This is a genomic window from Streptomyces sp. NPDC023573 (genome assembly GCF_055559735.1).
This window is the reverse complement of record NZ_JBVHKB010000006.1, coordinates 305709-323898: the sequence shown is the minus strand read 5'-3', so window position 1 is coordinate 323898 and position 18190 is coordinate 305709. Positions and strand designations below refer to the sequence as shown.

15 protein-coding genes and 1 pseudogene are annotated in these 18190 nt (G+C 70.5%); 10 read left to right on the top strand and 6 right to left on the bottom strand.

Annotation, left to right across the window (positions count from 1 at the left end; translation table 11 throughout):
• Positions 1 to 41 precede the first annotated feature (41 nt).
• Positions 42 to 2108: a SpoIIE family protein phosphatase gene (locus tag ACZ32T_RS21500; protein ID WP_467368371.1), complete on the bottom strand. Its 2067-nt coding sequence runs from the start codon at positions 2106 to 2108 to the stop codon at positions 42 to 44.
• A gap of 142 nt (positions 2109 to 2250) precedes the next feature.
• Here ACZ32T_RS21500 and ACZ32T_RS21495 point away from each other — a divergent pair, with 142 nt between their 5' ends.
• Genes ACZ32T_RS21495 through ACZ32T_RS21485 form a run of 3 tightly spaced genes read left to right on the top strand, consistent with a single transcriptional unit; the run spans position 2251 to position 5074 of the window.
• On the top strand, positions 2251 to 3087 hold the full coding sequence (locus ACZ32T_RS21495) for a YndJ family protein (protein WP_467269395.1): 837 nt from the start codon (positions 2251 to 2253) through the stop codon (positions 3085 to 3087).
• On the top strand, positions 3084 to 3596 hold the full coding sequence (locus ACZ32T_RS21490) for a DUF1990 family protein (protein ID WP_467269394.1): 513 nt from the start codon (positions 3084 to 3086) through the stop codon (positions 3594 to 3596). Before ACZ32T_RS21495 ends, ACZ32T_RS21490 begins: the two co-directional genes overlap by 4 nt.
• A gap of 29 nt (positions 3597 to 3625) precedes the next feature.
• Positions 3626 to 5074, top strand: coding sequence for a lipase maturation factor family protein (locus tag ACZ32T_RS21485; protein WP_467368369.1), 1449 nt, complete (start codon positions 3626 to 3628; stop codon positions 5072 to 5074).
• Positions 5075 to 5153: 79 nt separating this feature from the next.
• Here ACZ32T_RS21485 and ACZ32T_RS21480 read toward each other — a convergent pair whose 3' ends face one another.
• The 3 genes from ACZ32T_RS21480 to ACZ32T_RS21470 form a co-directional block, all read right to left on the bottom strand.
• Positions 5154 to 5327: a hypothetical protein gene (locus tag ACZ32T_RS21480; protein ID WP_362939725.1), complete on the bottom strand. Its 174-nt coding sequence runs from the start codon at positions 5325 to 5327 to the stop codon at positions 5154 to 5156.
• Between the two features lie 375 nt (positions 5328 to 5702).
• Positions 5703 to 7193, bottom strand: coding sequence for an SDR family NAD(P)-dependent oxidoreductase (locus ACZ32T_RS21475; protein ID WP_467269390.1), 1491 nt, complete (start codon positions 7191 to 7193; stop codon positions 5703 to 5705).
• Positions 7194 to 7325: 132 nt separating this feature from the next.
• Positions 7326 to 8801, bottom strand: a complete 1476-nt coding sequence (locus ACZ32T_RS21470) for an MFS transporter (protein WP_467269388.1) — start codon at positions 8799 to 8801, stop codon at positions 7326 to 7328.
• A gap of 228 nt (positions 8802 to 9029) precedes the next feature.
• On the opposite strand from ACZ32T_RS21470, the gene ACZ32T_RS21465 reads away from it, so the two are divergent.
• The 6 genes from ACZ32T_RS21465 to ACZ32T_RS21440 all read left to right on the top strand — a co-directional run bounded on the left by ACZ32T_RS21465 (position 9030) and on the right by ACZ32T_RS21440 (position 15297).
• Complete coding sequence (locus ACZ32T_RS21465; protein WP_467269386.1) at positions 9030 to 9926, top strand: RNA polymerase sigma factor SigF; 897 nt, start codon at positions 9030 to 9032, stop codon at positions 9924 to 9926.
• A gap of 114 nt (positions 9927 to 10040) precedes the next feature.
• The gene (locus tag ACZ32T_RS21460) at positions 10041 to 11300 is read left to right on the top strand and encodes a PP2C family protein-serine/threonine phosphatase (RefSeq protein WP_467269384.1); all 1260 of its coding nucleotides are present in this window, start codon (positions 10041 to 10043) and stop codon (positions 11298 to 11300) included.
• A complete protein-coding gene (locus tag ACZ32T_RS21455) occupies positions 11297 to 12922 on the top strand; it encodes a sensor histidine kinase (protein WP_467368366.1) in 1626 nt (541 codons plus the stop codon). Before ACZ32T_RS21460 ends, ACZ32T_RS21455 begins: the two co-directional genes overlap by 4 nt.
• Positions 12919 to 13362, top strand: a complete 444-nt coding sequence (locus ACZ32T_RS21450) for a response regulator (RefSeq protein WP_356714607.1) — start codon at positions 12919 to 12921, stop codon at positions 13360 to 13362. The genes ACZ32T_RS21455 and ACZ32T_RS21450 overlap by 4 nt, the downstream gene beginning before the upstream one ends.
• A 98-nt stretch (positions 13363 to 13460) precedes the next feature.
• The gene (locus ACZ32T_RS21445) at positions 13461 to 13916 is read left to right on the top strand and encodes an ATP-binding protein (RefSeq protein ID WP_467269380.1); all 456 of its coding nucleotides are present in this window, start codon (positions 13461 to 13463) and stop codon (positions 13914 to 13916) included.
• A gap of 244 nt (positions 13917 to 14160) precedes the next feature.
• On the top strand, positions 14161 to 15297 hold the full coding sequence (locus ACZ32T_RS21440; protein WP_467368364.1) for a DMT family transporter: 1137 nt from the start codon (positions 14161 to 14163) through the stop codon (positions 15295 to 15297).
• Here the strand turns inward: ACZ32T_RS21440 and ACZ32T_RS21435 are convergent.
• Entirely contained in the window at positions 15267 to 16583 is a 1317-nt protein-coding gene (locus ACZ32T_RS21435) for a transglycosylase family protein (protein WP_467368362.1), read from the bottom strand. The two genes, ACZ32T_RS21440 and ACZ32T_RS21435, sit on opposite strands and share 31 nt — an antisense overlap.
• Positions 16584 to 16791: 208 nt before the next feature.
• On the opposite strand from ACZ32T_RS21435, the gene ACZ32T_RS21430 reads away from it, so the two are divergent.
• Positions 16792 to 17862, top strand: a complete 1071-nt coding sequence (locus ACZ32T_RS21430) for a LacI family DNA-binding transcriptional regulator (RefSeq protein ID WP_467368360.1) — start codon at positions 16792 to 16794, stop codon at positions 17860 to 17862.
• A 40-nt stretch (positions 17863 to 17902) separates the two neighbouring features.
• On the opposite strand, the pseudogene ACZ32T_RS21425 reads toward ACZ32T_RS21430, so the two are convergent.
• Positions 17903 to 18159: pseudogene (locus ACZ32T_RS21425) on the bottom strand (hypothetical protein); the annotation flags it as partial.
• Between the last annotated feature and the right edge of the window lie 31 nt (positions 18160 to 18190).

Below are 18190 nucleotides of genomic sequence, written 5' to 3'. Positions count from 1 at the left end.
GTTACGTACTGTTACGTTCTTCCGCTGCCGCGACAGTCGCGCTACCGGTGCTCCGGGACGAGGAATTCGCACCACACGCACTTGCCGTTGCCCCGGGACTCCACTCCCCAGGCATCGGCCATCCGGTCGACGAGCATGAGTCCGCGGCCCGAAACTCCGGACTCGCCCGCGTCCCTGCGGCGCGGCAGCGCGCTGGAACGGTCCTCGACGTCGACCCGGAGGCGGCGATCGGTTCCGGTGAGCATCCGGATGGTGACGATGGCACCGCCGTCGGTGTGCATCAGGGCGTTGGTGATCAGCTCGTCGGCCGCGAGCTCCACCTCGTCCGCCCGGCCCCTGGCGCCCCAGGCGCGCACGGCGGCCCGGATCATGTGGCGGGCGGACGTCAGCGCCTCCGGGTCGTTCTGCGCGACGTGCTGCTGGAGCCGGCCGCCCGGGTGGGGCGCGTGGGCAGCGTCGCGGCGCAGCAGCAGCACCGCCATGTCGTCCTCACCACCGCGCTCGTCGACGACCTCGCAGAGCCGGTCGGCCAGCTTCTGGAGGTCCTGCGGGCCGTCGCGGACGGTCGCCGCCAGCAGTCGCATGCCTTCGTCGAGGTCGGTGCCGGGGAGCTCCACCATTCCGTCGGTGTACAGGATCATCGTCTGTCCCGGGTCCAGGTCGACGGTGCTGACCGGGTATTCGAGCTGTCCGAACTCCGCGGAGAGGCCCAGGGGCAGGCCGCCTTCGACCGGCAGCCTGCGGCAGCTCCCGTCGATGTCCCGCAGGGCCGGGTCGACGTGCCCGGCCCTGACCAGCTGCACCACTCCGGTGGTCAGGTCGGCCTCGCCGTAGGTGCACGTCGCGAAGCGGTCGGTGTCGAGTTCATGGAGGAAGACGGACGCGCGCGCCATGACCGTGGCCGGGCTGTGCCCCTCGGCCGCGTAGGCGCGCAGCACGATCCGGAGCTGCCCCATGACGGCCGCCGCGTGCGTGTCGTGCCCCTGTACGTCACCGATGACAGCGCCGACCCGCCCGCCGGGCAGCGAGATGATGTCGTACCAGTCACCACCGATGTCCCTGCCGAGCCGCGCCGAGCGGTAGCGCACGGCGACCTGGGCGCCCCGCACCTCGGGGATCCGGCGCGGCAGCATCGCCTGCTGGAGCCCTTCGGCGAGGTCGTGCTCCTGTTCGTAGAGCATCGCCCGCTGGAGGCTCTGGGCGATGGAACTGCCGAGAGCCACGAGCAGGTTCCGCTCGTCACCGGTGAAGCCGGCCTTGTCGCCGTAGAGGAGGCCGAGTGCGCCGATCGGCCGGGCCTGGGCGATGAGCGGCAGATAGGCGGCGGCAGTGATGCCGAGATGGCTGATGTGCGGCCACAGGATGGGGTACGAGGTCGCGAAGTCCTCGGGTGTCTCGATGAACCGCGGCGTGAGCGTGCGGATCACTTCGCTCATCGGATAGGGCTCTTCGGTTCGCGTGTAGCGGGTGCCCTGCACGTACGCCCCCTCGGGGCCGTCCGCCACCAGATGGATGCGCCCCGACTCGAGCAGCCCCATGACGAGGCTGGTGGCGCCGAGGTTGGCCAGGCCGCGGGAGCTCTTGAGCACGTCGGTGACGTCCTTGACCGTCCGGGCGTGCGCCAGGGCCGCTGTGGTGCCCTCGACCAGGCTCGTACGGCGGCGGCGTTCCTCGTCGACGGTCCGGCGGGCGGTGGATTCGGCCAGTTCCTGGGTGGCGTCGCGGATGATCCCGATGATGCGGCGTGGCCGCCCGGTGCCGTCGCGGCGGATGAACCCCTGGGTGTGCGTCCAGCACAGGGTCCCGTCCCGCTGCCTCCTGCGGAAGTACGCGCCGTAGTTGTCGTGGCCGCTCTTGAGGGCCTGCGAGACCATCGCGTCGAGCCGGATCGCCTCGTCGGCCGGGACGCGCTGCGCGAGGCCGGAGGGGCGGCCGTCGTACTCGTCGGGGCGCAGGTCGAACACGCCGAGGGCGGGCTCGTCCATATGCATGAGGCCGCTGTCCAGATCCCAGTCGAAGCTGCCCATTCGGTTCAGGGCGAGGCTGAGGTCCGGGTGGGCGGGCCAGTCGTCCGGGAGTGACAGGGCACCCGCTACCCGATCATCCATGTGCGCCACTCTGCCATTATTTGTCCGATTCCTCGACCGAGCTGTCGCCTTGAACACGTTCAAGGCGACGCCTATGCTCGGCGTCAAGTGAATTGAACACGTTCAATTCATCTGGTCGTACGCGTGGACGGGGGTGGACGCGATGTCCGTACTGGTCGGGCTGATCGTCATGCTGGGCATGCTGGTGATCGTTCCTTTGGGCCTGGGGCTCGTCGGCGACCCCGCTCTCCACCGGATACGCCGCCTGTGGCCGCTCTTCGCGATACCCGGCGCGGTGTCCCTGTGGCTGCCACGCGGCGGCGCCGCCACCGCACTCGCCCTCTGCTACGCGCTGGGGACACTGATCCTCGCCGCCCACGCGCCCCGACGGCTCGCGCGCACCCGCAGCGTGCGTCCGTCGGAGGCCGCCCTGCTCACCGCACTGGTCGCCCCGTCGGTCGCGGCGCTCGCCCTCGTCGCCGAGCGCTCCGGCCATGAACTGTTCGGCTTCGGGCTCGGCATCCTCGCGCTGACCGTGCCCCACTTCCACTTCGCCGGTTTCGCCGCCGCCCTCGTCGCCGGTCTCGTCTGCCGGGCCAAGGACGGCGCGGTGGGCCGGTTCGCCGCCCTGAGTGTGCCGCTCGGCACCCTCCTCGTCCTCGTCGGCTACTTCACCGGGGACCGGACCGAGCTCGCCGGGGCCGTCGTACTCACCGCCGGGATGTGGGCGGTCGCGCTCCTGACCTGGCGCACGGCCCCCGCCGCGGGAGGGGATCGTGTCACCCGCGCCCTGCTGGCCGTATCGGCAGGCGTTCTGGCGGTCACCATGGTGCTGGCGCTGAGCTGGGCGCTCGGCGAGGCCACCGGGCTGCCGCACCCCACACTTACCTGGATGGCGGCCACACACGGCCTCGGCAACGCGCTCGGCTTCGCACTGTGCGCGCTGCTCGCCCGGCGCCGGCTCCAGGACCTCACCCACCCGGAAGGCAGGACCGCATGAGCAGGCTCACGTATCCCGAAGCAGGAGCGACGCGGCTCGGCCCGCTCCCGGACGGCTACAACCATCTGCACCACCGCGCGGCGGTCGGCAGGGGCCGTACGGCCTTCGAGGCTGCGGGCGCCGCCGTCACGGAGTGGCGGGCGCACCGCGCCGCCGGAGCCAGGGTGAACACCTCCGCCGAGCGTGCCGCCGCCGGAGTCACCGTCGAGGTGTCGGCGGGCATCGGGCCGCTCCGCCTCGCCGCGCCCTGCGAGATCGTCTGGACCGTGTACGAGAAGGACCGCACCGGCTTCGGCTACGGAACCCTGACGGGGCATCCGGAGTGCGGGGAGGAGAGCTTCGTCGTGGAACTGGCGGACGACGGAACGGTCTGGTTCACCGTCATGGCGTTCTCCCGGCCCGCCTCCTGGTACGCCCGGCTGGCGGGTCCGCTCGTTCCCGTGGCCCAGCGGTGGTACGCCCGGCGGCTCGCCGCCGCACTGCGCCGGGTCACCGTGTCGGCCGCCTGACGGGCGGGGCAAGCCGGATACTGGAAGCGATGGAATGGTTCACCGCAGACGGATACTGGCTGAGCAGACTGATCTTCCAGCGGGCGCTCGCCGTCGTCTACCTCGTCGCCTTCGTCGCCGCGGCGCTGCAGTTCCGGGCGCTGATCGGCTCCCGCGGCATGCTCCCGGTGCCCGACCTGCTGCGGCGCACCTCGTGGCGGGCCGCCCCCGGCCTGTTCCGGCTGCACTACTCCGACCGCTTCTTCGCCGTGGTCGCCTGGGCGGGCGCCGCGGTGTCGCTCGCACTCCTGGCCGGCCTGGACGCGTACCTCCCGCTGGGCGCTGCGATGGCCCTGTGGGCCGTGCCGTGGGTGCTGTACCTGTCGATCGTCCAGGTGGGCCAGGTCTGGTACGGCTTCGGCTGGGAGTCGCTCCTGCTGGAGACGGGCTTCCTCGCCGTCTTCCTGGGCAACGACTCCACGGCGGCCCCGGTGCTGGTGCTGTGGCTGCTGCGCTGGCTGCTGTTCCGGGTGGAATTCGGCGCCGGCCTCATCAAGATCCGGGGGGACGAGTGCTGGCGGCGGCTGACCTGCCTGGACTTCCACCATGAGACCCAGCCGATGCCCGGACCGCTGAGCTGGTTCTTCCACCGTCTCCCGAAGCCCGCGCACCGGGTGGAGACCGCGGCGAACCACGTCACCCAGCTCCTGGTGCCCTTCCTGCTCTTCACGCCCCAGCCGGTGGCGAGCGTCGCGGCGGGTCTGATGGTGGTGACCCAGCTGTGGCTCGTGCTCTCCGGGAACTTCGCCTGGCTGAACTGGCTGACGATCGTCCTCGCCCTCGCGGCGATCGACTGGTCACCCGTCACCGGTCCGCCGCCCGCACAGCCGTCGTCGCCCCTCTGGTACGAGGTGGTGGTCCTCGTCGTGACCGCCCTCGTCCTGGTCCTCAGTTACCGTCCGGTGCGCAATCTGCTCTCCCGCCGGCAGGCGATGAACCGCTCCTTCGACCCGCTGCACCTGGTCAACACCTACGGAGCCTTCGGGAGCATCAGCAGGATGCGCCTCGAGGTGGTGGTCGAGGGCACCGACGAGGAGGTGATCGACGAGGGGACGCGCTGGCTGGAGTACGGCTTCCGGGGCAAGCCGGGCGATCCGCGCCGGCTGCCGCGCCAGTTCGCCCCGTACCACCTGCGGCTGGACTGGATGATGTGGTTCGCGGCGCTCTCCCCCGCCTACGCCCGCTCCTGGTTCGGCCCGTTCGTCGAACGGCTGCTGCGCGGCGACCGGGACACCCTGCGACTGCTGGGCCACAACCCGTTCCCCGACGGCCCTCCGGCCCACATCCGGGCCAGGGTCTTCCACTACCGGTTCACGGACCGGCAGGAGCTGCGGGCCACCGGATGCTGGTGGGACCGGACCTATGTACGCGACTTCATGAGACCGGTGGCCCGGCCCGTCCCACTCCGGCCGGGCGGATCCGGGTCCGGCCGCCGCTGAGAGCGGCCTCGTGCCTCTGCCCCCGTCCGGGGACGGGGGCAGAGGCACGAGGCGCTGCCCGAAGAGGGCCGAACGCGGATCAGTCGATGCCGGGCAGGATGTGCGGCTCGGCCAGATCGTCCTCGTAGCCGGCCAGCCTGATCGGTGCCGACCTTGCCCAGACCTCGATGTTCCGGAGCTTCTCGGGCCGGCGGGCCCGCTCTCCGGTCAACTCGGACGGGCGCGTCTCGGTCTTGGTCATGTCAGGTGTCACCGCGGACTCCTTTGTGTCGCGTAACCCCGGGCGGTGGCGACGCTGCGGCTGTGAGAACCGTGTCGACCACCCCCTGCGGGGCAGGGGCAGAAACAGTTCGGTCGCGGTGGCGCCGGTACGGGGCGGGACGGCGGGCTGCTTACAGCCCTGTCCCAGGACGGCCGAGGAAGCTTCGTGGATCCCTTGGTGGCGTCCGTTCCTCCCAGACTAACCAAATGAGCGCCGTCGCGCTCGACAGAACGTGTGGCCTGGGTCACTTTGAGCCAACAGAACAGCGGCGGCCCCGCTGTCCGCGGGGCCGCCGCCGAGCCATCTGTCATCGCAGGTGGTGGGAGGGGCTGACGAGTCCGGAGGTACGGAGCGTGCCGAAGAAGGTCACCAGCCCGCAGGGGCGTAATCCTTCAGGAAGCAGCCGTACAGCTCCTCGCCCTCCTCGCCGCGCACGATCGGGTCGTAGACCCGCGCGGCACCGTCGACGAGGTCCAGCGGGGCGTGGAAGCCCTCCTCCGCGAGGCGGATCTTGTCGGGGTGCGGCCGCTCGTCCGTGATCCAGCCGGTGTCGACGGCCGTCATCAGGATGTGGTCCTTCTCGAACATCTCCTGGGCGCTGGTGCGGGTCAGCATGTTCAGCGCGGCCTTGGCCATGTTGGTGTGCGGGTGTCCCGCGCCCTTGTACCCGCGGCCGAAAACGCCCTCCATCGCGGAGACGTTGACCACATAGGCACGCTTCGCCTCGGTCCTGGCCATCGCCGGCCGGAGCCTGCTGATCAGGATGAAGGGCGCCGTGGAGTTGCAGAGCTGGACCTCGAGGAGCTCGATCGGCTCGACCTCCTCGACGGTCTGGATCCAGCTGTTCGTGTCGTGCAGGTCCGGCACCAGGCCGCCCGCGTCGATCGCGGTGCCCGCGGCGATACGGGCCGGCGAGGCGGATCCGGTGACCAGCGCCAGGTCGGTGACATCCTGGGCGCTGAGCCCCTGGCCCTCCTTGCGGGCGGCGGGCAGGGCCGCCACCCGGTCGACGGTGCCGCTGCCGAACGTCCCGATGACCTCGGCGGCGGGCAGTTCACCCGCGGGCAGCGGTGCGGATTCCGCGCTCAGCAGCTCGCTGTAGGCCTGGGGGGAGCGGCGGACCGTCTGGGCGGCGTTGTTGATCAGGATGTCCAGCGGCCCCTCGGCGGCGACCGAGTCGGCGAGCGCGACGACCTGGGCCGGGTCACGCAGGTCGATGCCGACGATCTTCAGCCGGTGGATCCACTCGTCGCTGTCCGGCATCGCCTTGAAGCGGCGGATGGCGTCGTTGGGGAAGCGTGTGGTGATGGTGGTGTGGGCACCGTCACGAAGGAGCCGCAGCGCGATGTACATGCCGATCTTGGCACGGCCACCGGTGAGCAGGGCCCGGCGGCCGGTGAGATCGGTGCGCGCGTCGCGCCGGCTGCGGTTCTCCTTCGCGCACTGCTGGCAGAGCTGGTGGTAGAAGGCGTCCACCTCGACGTACCGGGTCTTGCAGATGTAGCAGGACCTGGGGCGCTGGAGTATTCCCGCGATCTCGGCGGTGGCCGAGGAGGACGGGAGGACGCCCTGCGTCTCGTCGTCGATGCGCTCGGCCGAGCCGGTCGCCGTGGCCTCGGTGACGGCCTTGTCGTGCGCGGTCTTGGCGGCGCGGCGCTCCTGACGGCGGCGCTGCTTCACGGTGCGGTAGATGCCCGCGGTGGCCCGGCGCACGGCGACGGCGTCGGGGTGGTCGACCTCGATGGCGTTCAGCTCGTCGAGCACGCTCAGGCAGACGGCCAGCCGATCCGGGTCGATACCGGGACCGAACTCGTCGATACCGGGAGCGAACTCCTGGCTGTCCTCTGTCACCGTCATTGCCGTTCCTCTGTCACTCGTCACTCATGCCGTTGCCGGGTTTCGGTGGGGAGTGATCCGGCCGGGAGCCGGCGAGGGCAGGCGCGCACGGGCGGAATGCCCCGGTCAAGTCTGCCATGAGTCGGGCGTTGGTCAGCTCGGTCCCGTTCCCCGCCCGGCTTCGGCGGAGAGCGGGGTCGCGATGGACTCGAGGGACTTCTGCTCGGCCGCCACCGCGAAGAAGTACGCGACCAGTCCCGCGGCCACCATGAGGCCGGCTCCGATACAGAACGCCAGCACGGTGTCCCCCACCACTCCGCTCGCCGTCAGGTCCGCGAACACCAGCGGTCCCGTGATGCCTCCCGCCGCTGTGCCCACGGCGTAGAAGAAGGCGATCGCCATCGCCCGGGTCTCCATCGGGAAGATCTCGCTCACCGTCAGATAGGCGGAGCTGGCACCGGCGGAGGCGACGAAGAGGACCAGGCACCAGCAGCCGGTCATGGTCACGGCCGTCAGCAGGCCGGCGCCGAAGAGCCACGCGGTGGCGAACAGGAGCAGCCCGGAGAGGATGTACGTCCCCGCGATCATCGGTTTGCGTCCCACCGTGTCGAAGAGGCGGCCCAGCAGCAGCGGTCCCAGGAAGTTGCAGAAGGCGATGACTGCGAAGTAGTAGCCGGTGGCGCCGCTGGAGACGTCGAAGAACTTCACGAGGATCGAGCCGAAGCCGAAGGTGATGGCGTTGTACAGGAAGGCCTGGCCGATGAAGAGGGCCAGTCCGAGGACGGCCCGCTTGGGGTACGAGCGGAAGACGGTCCGCGCGATCAGCCCGAAACCGATGCTCTTGCGCTGCCGTACGGTGATGGGCGGCTCGGCCGGGGGCAGAGTGCTCCCGGTCTCCGCCTCCACCTCCCGTTCCACACCGTCGACCAGCCGCTCCGCCTCGGCGTCGCGCCCGTGGATGAACATCCACCGCGGGCTCTCCGGCACATGACGGCGCACCAGCAGGATGACGAGCCCGAGGACCACGCCAAGCGCGAAGGTGAGCCGCCAGCCGATGTCCTTCGGGAAGATGTCGGTGTTCAGCGCGAGGACGGAGAGCAGGGAGCCTGCCACGGCCCCGAGCCAGAAGCTGCCGTTGATGATGAGGTCGACGCGGCCCCTGTACTTACTGGGGATCAGCTCGTCGATGGCCGAGTTGATCGCCGCGTACTCGCCGCCGATCCCGAAGCCCGTCAGGAAGCGGAAGAGGAAGAACCACCACGCCGAGAAGGAGATCGCCGTGAGCGCGGTGGCCGCCAGATAGACGGCGAGGGTGATCAGGAAGAGCTTCTTGCGCCCGAAGCGGTCGGTGAGCCATCCGAAGACCAGCGCGCCGGAGCAGGCACCCGCCACGTACAGCGCGGCGGCGATGCCGGTCACCTGGGCGTCGGTGATGGCCAGTCCGCTGCCGTCCTCGGACAGCCGGCTGGCGATGTTGCCGACGACCGTGACCTCGAGGCCGTCCAGGATCCAGACCGTACCCAGGCCGATCACGATCATCCAGTGCCAGCGCGACCAGGGCAGCCGGTCCAGCCGCGCGGGGATCCGTGTCGTGACGGTGGGTCCGCCTGCCGTGCCCGTGTCGCTCATGAGACCTCCTCAGCTTCCGGAACCACAGGTGCCCGGAACGAGGCGTGACTCACACGTCGGCCGTGAACACCGACGAAAAGCACCCGCGCGCTCACGGATCGTTACATCTGGCGGCCCCGTCCGGCCCGCTCACACCTTTCCGGGAAAATCTTCGGTACTCGGTGGCATTACTTCCGGATCTCGGGGAATGCGCCCGTCACTGCACCGGACACCAGGGAGGGTGACACCATGACGGCCATGTCAGTGCGAACCACCGAAGCGATCGGCAGCGCGGCCACGCGCTACGAGGAGGCGGGCACGGTTTCCGACTCGGCCGAGCTTCCGTGGATCGAGGACGCCGGCAAGGTGGCGCCGCAGGATGCCCGGGCCATGTCGAAGCTCTTCTTCGACCGGCTCCAGGTCCTCGAGGAGGGGACCCACGAATACCAGTACGCCCGCAACACCCTGATCGAGATGAATCTCTCCCTCGTGCGCTTCGCCGCCTCACGGTTCCGCAACCGGGGCGGTGACGACACCGAGGACATCATCCAGGTGGGCACGATCGGCCTGATCAAGGCGATCGACCGGTTCGACCTGTCGCGCGAGGTCGAGTTCGCGACCTTCGCGGTGCCGTACATCGTGGGTGAGATCAAGCGGTTCTTCCGCGACACCACCTGGTCCGTGCACGTGCCGCGACGACTGCAGGAGCTGCGGGTCGAGCTGGCCAAGGCCAAGGAGCAGCTGTCGGCGAAGCTGGACCGCGACCCGACCGTCGCGGAGCTCGCCGCACATCTCGATCTCCCCGAGGAGGAGATCATCGAGGGTCTGGTCGCGGCCAACGGTTACTCGGCGGGCTCGCTGGACACCCCCAACGCCGACAGCGAGTCGGGCAGCGACCAGCGCGCCTACGCCGACCTCCTGGGCGACGACGACCCGGGGATGGAGAGCGTCGAGAATCTTCACACCCTGGCTCCGCTGCTGCGGCAGCTGGACGACCGGGAGCGCAAGATCGTCCGCATGCGCTTCGGCCAGGAGATGACGCAGGCGCAGATCGGCGCGGAGCTCGGAGTTTCCCAGATGCATGTGTCGCGCCTGCTCAGCAGGATCGTCCAGCGCCTGCGCGCGGGCATGAGCGTGGAGGCCTGACGGACGGCGTACACGGATTGACCGAGGCCCGGCCGAGTGCCGGGCCTCGGTCACATATGCTTCACGCCGATACGGCTGTGACTGTCCGTGCCGTCCGTCAATAGGGGGTGGAGTGTGACCGACTCGTCGCTGGACACCTCTGCGCGTGTGCATCAGCCCGATGCGATCCCGCAGCAGCACAGGGCACCGGCCGGTGCCGACACGTCCGTCTGGGACGTCGACGCGGCTCTGCTCCTGGTCGAGGACGACGCCGGAGACGCACTGCTGGTCGAGGAGATGCTCACCGACAGCGAGCTGGAGGCTCCGCTCACGTGGTGCAAGACGCTGGCCGAGGCGCGGCGGTTCCTGCTGACCTGCGAAACATCCGTCTGTGTCCTGCTGGATCTGCACCTGCCCGATGTGAACGGCCTCGATGCCGTCCGTCAGCTCGTCGAGTCAGCCCCTGACGCGGCCGTCATCGTGCTGACGGGCCTGGCCGAGTCGGAGACCGGACTGTCCGCGGTCGCACAGGGCGCCCAGGACTACCTCGTCAAGGGCCGGATCGAACCCGAGATGCTGGGCCGTGCGATCCGCTACGCCCTCCAGCGCAAGCACGCCGAGCAGTCGGCGTCCGCGATGCGCACCAGCCGGCTGATCGCCCAGGAGAACGCCCGTCTGGAACGTGCCCTGCTGCCGATTCCGCTGCTGCTGGACGACAGCTTCCAGGTGGCCGCGCGCTACGAGGCCGGCCGTGCGCACGGGCTGCTGAGCGGCGACTTCTACGACGTGGTCCAGACAGCGGACGGTGCGGTGCACGCGGTGATCGGCGATGTGTCGGGGCACGGCGCCGCGGAGGCCGCCCTCGGTGTCTGTCTGCGGGTGGCCTGGCGCACGGCCGTACTGACCGGCGTCACACAACTCGAGAAGACCGGTCTGCTGGAAGGCATACTCGTCGCCGAGCGGTCGGATCCGCATGTGTTCGCCACCGTGACCACGCTCGTCTTCCCGCCGAGCCGGGACAGGGTGCTCGTCGCGCGGGCCGGCCATCCCGGGCTGCTGATGCGGCGCGGCACGGACGTCGCCTGGGTGGAGCCCGAGCCCGGCATGGCCCTCGGGCTGCTGCCCGGCGCCGGCCGCTGGACGATCACGGAGCTGGAACTCTCCCCCGGCAGCGAGCTCGTCCTGTTCACCGACGGTCTCTTCGAAGGGCGTACGGGTCCCAAGTCCCGGCTGGGCGAGGAAGGGCTGCTGGCCATGGCGGGCAAGTACGGCGCACTCGAACCCCGTGCGTTCGTCGACGCTCTGGTCGCCGAGGCAACCGAGGGCGCCTCTCCGTACGGCGGGCTGGCCGACGACGTCGCCGTCCTGCACCTTGGCTGGAAGGGTGACGCATGAGCTCGAAGGAACCGGCGGCCGGTACGACCGGCCCGATATCACGGCTGTCGGTGCAGAACTGGGTCCATCTGATCCTGGCCGGCTTCGTGCTGGTGGTCTGCGGCTGCCTCGTCGTGGGAGGGCTCGTCCTCTCCCGTATCTCCGACCGGACCACCGATCTGGTGGATCGCATCCAGCCCGCCCGCTCCGCGTCGTTCCAGCTGCAGAACTCGCTCCTCGACCAGGAGACCGGCGTACGCGGTTTCGCGCTGACCGGGGACGCCTCCTTCCTGGAACCCTACGAGGAGGGGAGGCGGGCCGAGGAGGTACGGCGGGCCCAGGTGCGCTCGCTCATGGGGGACGAACAGCCCTACGCCGAGGACCTCGACCGGCTCGAGCGGGCCTCCCAGCAGTGGCGTACCCTCCGGGCGGAGCCGCTGATCGCCGCGGTGCGGGCGAGCGGGCCCGCCGGTGAGTCCTCGGCGCCGATCATGCGCAGCAAGGCGGAGTTCGACGCGTTGCGCGTCCTTTACACCACCCAGCAGAGCCACCTGGACGACGCGCGTGACCGCTCCCGCGCCGAGCTCGACGACGCGCGCACCACACGCGACCGGGTCCTCGTCGCTCTGGTCGCCGGCTTCGTCCTGGCCGTCGTGGCGCTGAGTCTGCTGCTGCATCGCGTGGTGGGCCGGCCCCTGAGCAGGCTGACCGAGGCCTCGATGAAGGTGAGTTCCGGAGCGTTCGCCGAAAAGATCCAGGTCCGCGGTCCCTCGGACGTCAGAGCGGTGGCCGCGGCCGCCGAGGACATGCGCAGGCGGCTGGTCGCGGAGCTGGCCGAGACCCAGGAGCGGGAGACGCTGCTGGACGAGCAGACCACGGAGCTGCGCCGGTCCAATTCCGAACTGGAGCAGTTCGCCTACGTGGCGTCGCACGACCTCCAGGAACCGCTGCGCAAGGTGGCCTCCTTCTGCCAGCTGCTGGAGAAGCGGTACAGCGCGCAGCTGGACGACCGCGGCCGGCAGTACATCGACTTCGCGGTCGACGGTGCCAAGCGGATGCAGGTGCTCATCAACGACCTGCTGACCTTCTCCCGGGTGGGCCGGGTGCAGCAGAGCTGGAAGCCCGTGGACCTCGACGCCGCCCTGGACCGGGCCCTGGCCAATCTCACCCTGGCGGTCGAGGAGTCCGGTGCCGTCCTCGTACGCGAGGATCCGCTGCCGGAGCTGCTCGGTGACCCGACGTCGCTGACCATGGTGTGGCAGAACCTCGTCGGGAACGCGGTCAAGTTCCGTCGGCTGGACGTGCCGTGCCGGATCACCGTCACGTGTGACCGTGAGGGCGACGACTGGCACCTGACGGTCGCCGACAACGGCATCGGCATCCCGCCGGAATTCGCGGACAAGGTGTTCGTCATCTTCCAGCGCCTGCACGCCCGCGACGAGTACGAGGGCACCGGGATCGGGCTCTCGCTCTGCCGTAAGATCATCGAATTCCACGGTGGCCGGATCTGGCTGGACCCGGAGCCGGCCGAGGGCACACTGATTCACTTCACCCTGCCCGTCCTGCCTGAGGCACCCACGCACACCACGGCGGAGCTCCTCGCCCCCGCCCCGCTCACCCCCCGGTCGGGAGATCCACTGTGAACGACGCCGTCAAGCCCATCGAAGTCCTGCTCGTCGAGGACGACCCCGGCGACGAACTGATGACCCGTGAGGCCTTCGAGGACAACAAGATCCGCAACACCCTCCACGTGGTCCGTGACGGGCAGGAGGCGCTGGACTTCCTGTACCGCCAGGGTGAGTACGGCGACGCGCCGCGCCCGGACCTGGTCCTCCTCGACCTGAACCTGCCGAAGTACGACGGTCGCCAGGTGCTGGAGCGGATCAAGACCGACCCGGAACTGGCGCTGATCCCGGTCGTGGTCCTCACCACCTCATCGGCCGAGGAGGACATCCTCCGCAGCTACAAACTGCACGCCAACGCCTATGTCACCAAGCCTGTCGACCTGGAGCAGTTCATCGGGGCGGTGCGCCAGATCGACGACTTCTTCGTGAGCGTGGTCCGGCTGCCCCGGCGCGCGTAAGATCTGCAGGGATCTCCCGGAGTGGGATCTCTCGACGCGGGTAGACGAACGGCGAGAAGAGGTCCACGACCTCCCCTGCGGCGCCTTGGCTGGAGCACATGAACGAACAGGCCACCTCACGGCCGGACGACCCGTTCCAGGCGTCACCGTCCACGGAGGTTCTGCTCACCGCCGAGGTGTTCGACGGCGAACCCGGGTGCATCGCGCAGGCCAGGGCACTCGCCGACCGCTTCCTCGCACGGCTCGTGGCGGAGTGGCTCGCGGTTCTCGGTGAGCACACCCGCAGTGATCTGATGCTGGCGGTCAGCGAGCTCGTCACCAATGCGGACCGCTACAGCCACGGCCCGTACCTGCTGGAGCTGGAGGGCGACGCGCGGCGCATCAGCGTCACGGTGTACGACAGCAGCACGGCTCTCCCTGTGCTCTACTCCCCCGACCCGGCCCGTCTCGGCGGTCACGGCATGGAGATCGTGGTCGCGCTCTGCGACCGGGTCACGGCGGAGCGGGTGCCCGTCGGCAAACGCATCCGTGCCGAGTTCATGCTCAGCACCTGAGCGTCCTCGACGACGGCACGGCCCCCGGTCCGGGGGCGACTGGGCATTCCGCTCGTTCCGGACACATGGTGCGGCGTTTCGACGGCGTGGTGTCACCTCCCCGGTGAACTTCTGAGCCTTCGGGCGAGGCGGACTACCGTCGGGAGGAGGACCCTGGAGGGATGGACGTACTACCGGAGCAGTACGCCGAATCGCCGCCTCAGGGACGACGACGCGGCGGCTCCGACGGGACATCGTGGTGTACATGAGTTCCCTCGCGCTTTCCGTGCTGCTGTCACTGGTCTCCGCGGTCGCCTACGCGGCCGGGGCGATCGTCCAGGAGCACGTGGCCGCGGCCGGTGACAGCCGCCCGTACGCACCCCTGCGCAATGCCACCTGGTGGGTGGCTGTGGCGCTCAACGGTGTGGGAGCGGTGCTGCATGTCGTGGCGCTGGCGTACGGGCCGCTCAGCCTCGTACAGCCCCTCGGTGCCCTGACGATCGTCTTCGCGCTGCCGATGGCGGCGCTCTTCGTCCGCCGCAGGGCTGGACGTACGGCGTGGCGCGGGGCCCTGATGGCCACGGCCGGCCTCGCCGGGCTGCTGGCTCTCACGGGGAGCGCCGGGTCCCACACGCTGGCCGGGCCCGAGCAGCTGATGCTCGCGGCCGGGACGTCCGGTGCCGTGGTGGTCCTCCTGGTCCTCGCCAAGGGGCTGCACCGGCCGATGCCGCGCAGCGTGGTGCTGGCCGTCGGGGCCGGTGTCGCCTTCGGTATGGCGTCGGTGTTCACGAAGACCGTGGCCGTGGAGTGGACCTCCGGCTCGGTGACGTCCGGGTTGCCGACGCTGCTGGCGATCGCGGGGCTCGCAGCCGCGGGGCTGCTGCTCTCCCAGGCCGCGTACCGGGGTGCCGGGCTGACGGCGCCGCTGGCGACGGTGACCGTGGTCAACCCGGTGGTGGCGGCCGCCGTGGGCATCACGATGTTCGGGGAGCAGTTCCGTTACGGCATGACGGGCACCCTGCTCGCCCTCGGCTGCGGTGCGCTGGCGGCGGCCGGTCTGGTGCTGCTGACCACGGAGCGGGTGGGAGCTGAGCGGCGTACGGCGGAGCAGGAGGGGTCCGGGGAGCGTACGCCGGGGGCAGATGATGCCACGGACGTGCCTCATGCCGTGGTGCTGCCGGAGCCGGCGAAGCCCGCGACCGCGCTGGGGGCGGCGGCGCTGCCGGACCCTTTCCCGGCCCCGACGGCGCTCTCCCTCCCGCTGACGCTGCCGTTGGACCACGGGGGCGGGCGCGTGGAGTTCGGCGGCGGCCGGCCTGCCGCCGGCTCTGCTCGCCGGGGTGATTTAGAGGGCCGCCTGCCGGGGACCGTTCAGACGCTGACGCCGCCGGCCCTGAGGTAGGCCAGGGGGTCGATGTCGGATCCGTAGCCGGGGCCGGTGCGGATCTCGAAGTGCAGGTGCGGGCCGGTGCTGTTGCCGGTGGATCCCGATCGGGCGATCCGCTGGCCGCTGCCGACCTGCTGCCCCTCGCGCACATGGAGCGAGGAGAGGTGGGCGTACTGGCTGTACTTGCCGTCGGTGTGCCGGATGACGATCTCGTAGCCGTAGGCGCCCGCCCAGCCGGCGGAGACGACCTTTCCGGAGGCCACGGCCTTCACGGTGGTGCCGGTGGACACCGGGAAGTCGACGCCCGTGTGATAGCCGCTGGACCATGAACCGGCCTGGTGGTACGGCGTTCCGGTGCGGGCGGACACGGGGGCGGTGAGGGCGGACCGCGGCTTGGACGCCTTCTTCTCGGGCTGGGCCGCGGGCTTCGCCGCCGGTTTGGGCCGGGCCTTCTCCGTGGCCTTGGGGGCGGCCGTCCTGGGCGCTGTCTTCTCCGTGGCCTTCTCGGTGGCCTTGGGCTCGGGCTTGACCTCGGGCTTGGCCTTGGCCTTGGGAGCCGTCTCCTGCTTCGGGCCCGCCTTCTGCTTCGGTGCGGCCGCCGGGGGCGCGCCGGCCACGTCGAGGGTCAGCCGCTGCCCCGGGAGGATGAGGTCGGGGTCGGCCCCCACCACGGTGCGGTTGGCCGTATACAGCCGCTGCCAGCCGCCCTGCACCCGCTCGGCGGACGCGATGCCGGAGAGGGAGTCACCGCGTGCGACGGTGTACGACTCCCGCTGACCGGGCACGGCGGTGGGCGACGCCTTCGCCGCACCGGTGCCGGGGGCGCCCTTCTTCGAGGGGCCGGACTCCGGTGTCCTGTCCTGCCCGGTCGCCTCGACGGCGACCTGGCGCTGCGACTGGGGGGTGATGCCGGGAGCGTCGCCGCCCTGCTTCAGGCCGGCCTGCACGGAGCACGCCGGCCAGGCTCCCGGTCCCTGCCCGTCGAGCACCTTCTCGGCGACGGCTATCTGCTGGTCCTTGGTCGCCAGGTCGGCCCGCTCGGCGTAGGCGGTGCCTCCGTACGCCGCCCAGGTCGAGCGGGTGAACTGGAGGCCGCCGTAGTAGCCGTTACCGGTGTTGATGTGCCAGTTGCCGGTCGACTCGCAGGCGGCGACCTTCTCCCACACATCGGTCGAGGCAGCTCCGGCCGAGGCAGCCGTGAGGAGCGGGAGCGCGATGCCCGCGCCTCCCGCCGTCACCGTGAGCGAGGCACGGTTGAGCCGGCTGGGCTGGTATCTGCGGTGCCGTCCGTTCGCGGCCATGATCAGGCTCCCCCACTGCAGTAGGACACGTCGCAAGCGGCCAACTTATGGGCATACAAAGGGTGGTGACAAGTGAACAGTTGCCGCACACCGCCCGTACGCCCCGGCGCACCACCCCGGGAGCCGGGGCGGCGCCCGCCGTCCGACCTCTCCGGCGGCCCTGGAGAGCGCTCTATCCGCCCCGGCTCCTGATGTTATAAAGGCCGTCATGACGGATGCTCTGCGATCCCCCGACGCGGCGCCCACCCTGGAGGACGTGGCGCGGGCGGCCGGCGTCTCGCGCGCGACGGTCTCGCGGGTCGTCAACGGGGTACGCAACGTCGACCCGGCGATCCAAAAAGTCGTCCGGCAGGCGGTCTCGGTCACCGGCTACACGCCCAACCGTGCGGCGCGCTCCCTGGTCACCCGGCGCGCGGGTGCCGTGGCACTGGTGGTCTCGGGCGCGGGGGTGGAGCCGGAGGCTGAAGAAGGCGCCGGGGAGGTGTCCTTCACCTCCCGGGTCTTCGCAGATCCGTTCTTCGGCCGGGTGGTGGCCGGGATCGTCGACTATCTACGGCCACGCGGGATGCACCCGGTGCTGATGTTCGCCGAGACCGCGCGGGCCCGGGACGAGGTGGTGGCGTATCTGCGGCAGGGCAGCGCCGACGGGGCGCTGATCGTGTCGACCCACCCGCAGGACCCACTGCCCGGCCTGATCACTGACGCGGGGCTGTCCGCCGTGCTGTTCGCGCGCCCTGCCCGGCCGGCACGGATCAGCTATGTCGACCTGGCCCACCGGGACGGGGCCCGGCTGGCCGCCGAGCACCTGCTGGCACGCGGCTGCCGCCGGATCGTCACGATCAGCGGGCCCCTGAACGTCCCTGCGGGGCAGGAGAGGCTCGCGGGCTTCCGGGATGCGATGGCGCAGCACGGCCACGCCGATGTCCCGGTGGCCGAGGGGCTGTTCACCCAGGAGAGCGGCGAGGCCGCGATGGAGCGGCTGCTGGCCCGGCACCCCGCCCTGGACGGAGTGTTCGCGGGTAACGACCTGATGGCGATGGGCGCGTGCCATGTGCTGCGGGAACACGGCAGGCGGGTGCCCGAGGACGTCGCCGTGATCGGCTTCGACGACAGCAGCGCCGCCTCGGCCTGCCGCCCGCCGCTCACGACGGTGCGGCAGCCCGTGGAGGACATGGCGGCGGAGATGGCCGGTATGCTGCTGGACCGGCTGGCGGCACCGGACCGGCCCACGACATCGGTGATCTTCGAACCGGTGCTGGTACTGAGGGACTCCGCCTGAGGGGGCCCGCTCCCCTCGCCCGGCCTGATCCGGACGGGGCCTACCGGGGACGCATCAGATGCTGGTCCTCCCCCCAGGCGTCCAGGACGGCGCCGAGTCCGGCCCGCCGGGTCAGCCCTCGACACGAGCGAAGAGACGACGCTGCGCGGACACGTCGCCCGTCCTCGACACACGGTCCACGGCGTCGAGGAGCGCATACGTCTCCCAGCCGGGAAGCGGGTACCGGGCGAGCTCCCACTCCAGGTACTTGTTGTACGGGCGAGGCCGGCGGTCGAGCGCGAAGAATGTCTCCAGCACGCCTGGGTCGGCGGTGGCCTGCGCGACGAAG

Coding starts and splice junctions, on each gene's coding strand:
- ACZ32T_RS21440 (WP_467368364.1), top strand. CDS start 14,161: ATGAGTTCCCTCGCGCTTTCCGTGCTGCTGTCACTGGTCTCCGCGGTC.
- ACZ32T_RS21485 (WP_467368369.1), top strand. CDS start 3,626: ATGGAATGGTTCACCGCAGACGGATACTGGCTGAGCAGACTGATCTTC.
- ACZ32T_RS21435 (WP_467368362.1), bottom strand. CDS start 16,583: ATGGCCGCGAACGGACGGCACCGCAGATACCAGCCCAGCCGGCTCAAC.
- ACZ32T_RS21470 (WP_467269388.1), bottom strand. CDS start 8,801: ATGAGCGACACGGGCACGGCAGGCGGACCCACCGTCACGACACGGATC.
- ACZ32T_RS21490 (WP_467269394.1), top strand. CDS start 3,084: ATGAGCAGGCTCACGTATCCCGAAGCAGGAGCGACGCGGCTCGGCCCG.
- ACZ32T_RS21495 (WP_467269395.1), top strand. CDS start 2,251: ATGTCCGTACTGGTCGGGCTGATCGTCATGCTGGGCATGCTGGTGATC.
- ACZ32T_RS21500 (WP_467368371.1), bottom strand. CDS start 2,108: ATGGATGATCGGGTAGCGGGTGCCCTGTCACTCCCGGACGACTGGCCC.
- ACZ32T_RS21455 (WP_467368366.1), top strand. CDS start 11,297: ATGAGCTCGAAGGAACCGGCGGCCGGTACGACCGGCCCGATATCACGG.
- ACZ32T_RS21475 (WP_467269390.1), bottom strand. CDS start 7,193: ATGACGGTGACAGAGGACAGCCAGGAGTTCGCTCCCGGTATCGACGAG.
- ACZ32T_RS21465 (WP_467269386.1), top strand. CDS start 9,030: ATGACGGCCATGTCAGTGCGAACCACCGAAGCGATCGGCAGCGCGGCC.
- ACZ32T_RS21430 (WP_467368360.1), top strand. CDS start 16,792: ATGACGGATGCTCTGCGATCCCCCGACGCGGCGCCCACCCTGGAGGAC.
- ACZ32T_RS21445 (WP_467269380.1), top strand. CDS start 13,461: ATGAACGAACAGGCCACCTCACGGCCGGACGACCCGTTCCAGGCGTCA.